Origin of the sequence: Bacillus sp. S4, from assembly GCF_040838205.1 — a bacterium.
Lineage (GTDB): Bacteria > Bacillota > Bacilli > Bacillales > Bacillaceae_G > Bacillus_A > Bacillus_A cereus_U.
In genome coordinates this window covers 1-4,784 of sequence record NZ_JBFPJI010000258.1, presented here as the reverse complement: position 1 = coordinate 4,784, position 4,784 = coordinate 1, and the positions used below count along the sequence as shown (strand labels likewise).

Here is a 4,784-nt window from a genome sequence, read left to right as displayed (position 1 = left end):
GTATATTATCTATGAAAAAAGTAAATAAATGATGTTATATTCAAGGGTTAATCTATTGACTGCTAAACAGTTTGAGGTGAAAAGGAAAAGAGGACCAATTATTTTCGTGTAAACATGTAATTAAGTGAAGACGTCATATACCCTTTCATGTTAATATATTTAAGTTATAATAGGAGGCTTACCCTTTTGTATTGTACGGTAGAAGCAGTGTGAGCTTGAAATTTTTTATGAAAAGGATGTGCCTAACTTGCGTATCAATAAATTTATTAGTGAAGCTGGAAAAGCGTCTCGACGTGGAGCAGATAAGTTAATTAACGAGAGAAAAGTAATTATTAACGGTAAGGTTGCAAAAATTGGTGACCAAGTAAATCCAGGTGATGACGTACGAGTAAATGGAGAGCAACTTCGTATTGCTCGAGACCATGTGTATATCGCTTTAAATAAACCAGTAGGTATTACATGTACAAGTGAAAAAGCAGTAAAAGGTAATATTATCGATTTAGTGAATCATCCTTTACGAATCAATCACATCGGACGTCTCGATAAAGACTCAGACGGTTTAATTTTGTTAACGAATGATGGCGATATCGTTAATGAGATTTTACGTGCTGAAAACAAACATGAGAAAGAATATATCGTTTCAGTAGATAAGCCGATTACACCGGAGTTTTTAGAGAAAATGGCAGCAGGTGTTAAAATTTTAGATACAAAAACTCTTCCTTGTGAGATTACACAGTTATCAAAATATGAGTTCCAAATTATTTTAACACAAGGATTGAATCGTCAAATTCGCCGTATGTGTGAAGCTTTAGGTTATCAAGTATACACGTTAAAACGTACGAGAATTATGAATATTGAGTTGAATAATTTACCAGTCGGACAGTGGAGAGATTTATCGAAAAAAGAGAAAAAACGACTATTTTCAGACTTAAATTACGAACCACAAGATTGGTAAAATAGAGAAAAAGAAACCAAAAAATGTTTTTGGTTTCTTTTTTATTCAACAAAAAATATATTTTTAACACTTGTAAACACGAATTGAATAGGATATATTAAGTAACAATAAATGGATTTATTATAAAAGCAAAGAAAAGGACACGAGTTATTTTAAACGGTTATACAGAGAAGGAAGTAGAGCTGAGAACTTCCTAACGCAGAAAAATAACTTACCACCTTAGAGCTGCACTGGGGAAATCAAGTAACTAGTGCCGTGTAAGCGACGTTATCGCAAAAGAAGCCATTATGTTTTTTTGTAATGGGAATCTGGGTGGAACCACGAATATAAGCATATTCGTCCCTATTTACTAGGGATGAATATGCTTTTTTATATTTAATTTCATAATAAGCGAAGAAAAGGACACGAGTTATTTTAACCGGTTATACAGAGAAGGAAGGAAAGCTGAGAACTTCCTAACGCAGAAAAATAACTTACCACCTTAGAGCTGCACTGGGGAAATTAAGTATCTAGTGCCGTGTAAACGACGTTACCGTAAAAGAAGCCATTGCAATTTGTGATGGGAATCTGGGTGGAACCACGGGTAAAAGCACACTCGTCCCTATTTTAGGGATGAGTGTGCTTTTTATTATGAAATGGAGAGATGAAAAATGAAAGAACAGATGATCGAAATTAAATTTCCAGATGGTAGCGTTAAAGAATTTGTGAAAGGCATTACTTTAGAAGAAATTGCTGGTTCGATTAGTAGTAGCTTGAAAAAGAAAGCAGTCGCAGGAAAAGTTAATGAGCAGTCTTTTGATTTACGACGAAACATTGAAGAGAATGCAGAAGTAGAAATTATTACTATTGACTCAAATGAAAGTGTAGAAATTGCAAGACACTCTGCGGCACATATATTAGCGCAAGCTGTGAAAAGAATTTATGGTGATGTGAAGCTTGGAGTAGGGCCAGTTATTGAAAATGGATTTTATTATGATATGGATCTTCAAAGTAGTGTAAACGTAGAAGATTTACCGAAAATAGAAAAAGAAATGAAAAATATTATAAATGAAAATGTAAAGATAGAACGAGTTGAAATCTCTCGAGAAGAAGCAAAAAAACTGTTTCAAGAAATGAATGATAGTTTGAAATTAGAGCTTTTAGAAGCAATTCCTAATGAGGAAAGTGTAACACTTTATAAACAAGGTGAATTTGTAGATTTATGTAGAGGACCACATTTGCCATCTACTGGTTATCTGAAAGCATTTCAATTAACTCATGTTTCTGGTGCATATTGGCGAGGTGATAGTAACAATCAAGTGCTTCAGCGTATATACGGTGTGGCATTTGCTTCACAAAAAGAATTAGAAAATTATTTGCATTTTGTTGAAGAGGCTGCGAAGAGAAATCATCGGAAATTAGGTAGTGAACTTGAATTGTTTATGTTTTCGGAAGAGGCTCCGGGAATGCCGTTTTACTTGCCAAAAGGACAGATTATTCGCAATGAATTAGAAGCATTTTTAAGAAAAATTCAAAATGAGTACAATTATCAAGAAGTGCGTACTCCATTTATGATGAATCAAGAATTATGGGAGAAGTCAGGACACTGGGGACATTACAAAGACAATATGTATTTCTCAGAAGTGGATAATAAAAGTTTTGCATTAAAACCGATGAACTGCCCAGGCCATATGCTTATGTTTAAAAATAAATTACATTCTTATCGTGAATTACCGATTCGTATGTGTGAGTTCGGTCAAGTGCATCGACATGAATTTAGTGGCGCTTTAAACGGATTATTAAGAGTTCGTACTTTCTGCCAAGATGATGCTCATTTATTTGTAACACCAGAACAAATTGAAGATGAAATCAAATCAGTAATGGCGCAAATTGATTACGTATATAAAACTTTTGGATTTGAGTATGAAGTAGAGCTTTCTACTCGTCCAGAAGATTCAATGGGTGATGATAAATTATGGGAGCAAGCAGAAGCAGCATTAGCAAATGTATTACAATCATTAAATTATAAATATAGATTAAATGAAGGTGATGGTGCATTTTACGGACCGAAAATTGATTTCCATATTAAAGATGCCTTAAATAGAAGTCATCAGTGCGGAACAATCCAGCTTGATTTCCAAATGCCAGAGAAATTTGATTTAAATTATATAGATGAGAATAATGAAAAGAGAAGACCAGTTGTCATTCACCGAGCAGTTTTAGGATCTTTAGATCGTTTCTTAGCAATATTAATTGAGCACTTTGGAGGCGCGTTCCCAGCGTGGGTGGCACCGGTTCAAGTGAAAGTAATTCCAGTTTCAAATGCAGTGCATGAACAATACGCAAATAGGATTGCAGATAAATTAGCACAAGCCGGAATTCGTGTCGAACGAGATATACGAGATGAAAAGTTAGGATATAAAATTAGAGAAGCGCAAATGCAAAAAGTTCCTTATGTTCTTGTTATTGGTGATAAAGAAATGGAAAGCAAAGCTGTAAATGTACGAAAATATGGGGAAGAGAAGTCGGAAGTTGTTGAACTAAATGCGTTTGTGGGAAGTATGAAAGAGGAAATAAAAAATAGGAAATAGAGATTGATAATAAAACACACCATTAATATTTGACACTCCCACCCCTAAAGGGGCCAGCTGACTAACGTCAGTGGGATTCTTGCTACCAAAGGCGAAGTCCATTTCTGGTATCGCTGACGTGCAAGATTGCGGTGTGCCATCACCACTCCCACAACAGACCGTATAGGTTCGTGGACTACGGTGCTGTGACCATACCGTACAGATTATTCGTTCTCAAATGTTTTTACGTCTTTTGCATGACGACGTTTTGCTATGCAAAAACGATGCTTTCATCCCACGTCTAAAGACGGACTAAAGTCCTGCGTGGGCTTTCCCGTATCGTAAATTCTGTAATACTGAAGTTAAAGTAATTAAAGATATATTAAATAACAATAACAAACGCAGAGAAGGGATAGCTTAATTGCTATCCCTTCATTTTAATTTCACTATTTAATCCCATGGGTTGAAGAAAGTTGTTGTCTGTATTTATTGAGTGAATTCGTCGCTTTTGTACTCCAAAATATCACCTGGTTGACAATCTAAAGTCTTACATATCGCTTCCAATGTTGAAAAACGAACCGCTTTTGCTTTCCCATTTTTCAGAATGGAAAGATTCGCCATCGTAATCCCAACCCTCTCCGAAAGCTCCGTTACGCTCATTTTTCGTTTTGCTAACATCACATCAATATTAATAATAATTGCCATATTTTCCACCTCAGACCGTTAAATCATTTTCTGATTTTATATTAATAGCTTCTTGTAAAAGCCTTTGGAGAACAGCAGCAAAAACGGCGATCACCATAGAGGCGAAAATGATGGTCAATCCGATTGGTATGAAACTTGGAGGATCAATTTTTTTCGCCATGAGATAGTAGAGTGGCATACCTAGCAAGTACAAGGTACTGATCGTGATGGCACAGTATTTTATATTCTTTAAAGCCTTTACCGATAATTCCGAGAACGCTTGGTTCTTATCAATATAGCTTAAAAGTTTAAAAGCTTGATACAGAGCAAAGTAAAAAGGTATCGCTGCCGCGTACATATCGATTAAAACGAGAGATTTCATATAAGCAATATCTGGATACAATTCTCCAGCAAAATTCCCAATCTTAGGCACCAAAAATATGCACAATGCAAGAACTGGGAATCCTATAAAAATAATAGCTAGCTTTAAAAAGAGTGTCGTAACTTGTTTCATAAAAAGCACCTCACTTATGTAATAACAACATGATTTTATCATGTGATTTATCGTTTTGCAATAAAAATGTATTGTTTTTTAT

The 4,784-nt window shown here is 35.1% G+C and carries 4 protein-coding genes and 2 other annotated features; of the genes, 2 read left to right on the top strand and 2 right to left on the bottom strand.

Annotated features, from left to right (window positions below; all coding sequences use genetic code 11):
* The first annotated feature begins 247 nt into the window (after positions 1-247).
* Positions 248-955, top strand: a complete 708-nt coding sequence (locus AB3X48_RS17900) for a pseudouridine synthase (protein ID WP_002200551.1) — start codon at positions 248-250, stop codon at positions 953-955.
* Between the two features lie 122 nt (positions 956-1,077).
* Positions 1,078-1,302: a binding site (T-box leader), on the top strand.
* Between the two features lie 37 nt (positions 1,303-1,339).
* Positions 1,340-1,561: a binding site (T-box leader), on the top strand.
* A gap of 44 nt (positions 1,562-1,605) precedes the next feature.
* Positions 1,606-3,525: a threonine--tRNA ligase gene (gene thrS, locus AB3X48_RS17895; RefSeq protein ID WP_016104800.1), complete on the top strand. Its 1,920-nt coding sequence runs from the start codon at positions 1,606-1,608 to the stop codon at positions 3,523-3,525.
* Positions 3,526-3,990: 465 nt separating this feature from the next.
* On the opposite strand, the gene AB3X48_RS17890 is transcribed toward thrS, so the two are convergent.
* Positions 3,991-4,209, bottom strand: a complete 219-nt coding sequence (locus tag AB3X48_RS17890; RefSeq protein ID WP_002141696.1) for a helix-turn-helix domain-containing protein — start codon at positions 4,207-4,209, stop codon at positions 3,991-3,993.
* Between the two features lie 10 nt (positions 4,210-4,219).
* A complete protein-coding gene (locus AB3X48_RS17885) occupies positions 4,220-4,702 on the bottom strand; it encodes a DUF2975 domain-containing protein (protein ID WP_002127302.1) in 483 nt (160 codons plus the stop codon).
* Positions 4,703-4,784: the final 82 nt, after the last annotated feature.

Bases quoted from the DNA above. Each gene is read 5' to 3' on its own strand.
- thrS (WP_016104800.1), top strand. From the start codon at position 1,606: ATGAAAGAACAGATGATCGAAATTAAATTTCCAGATGGTAGCGTTAAA.
- AB3X48_RS17890 (WP_002141696.1), bottom strand. From the start codon at position 4,209: ATGGCAATTATTATTAATATTGATGTGATGTTAGCAAAACGAAAAATG.
- AB3X48_RS17885 (WP_002127302.1), bottom strand. From the start codon at position 4,702: ATGAAACAAGTTACGACACTCTTTTTAAAGCTAGCTATTATTTTTATA.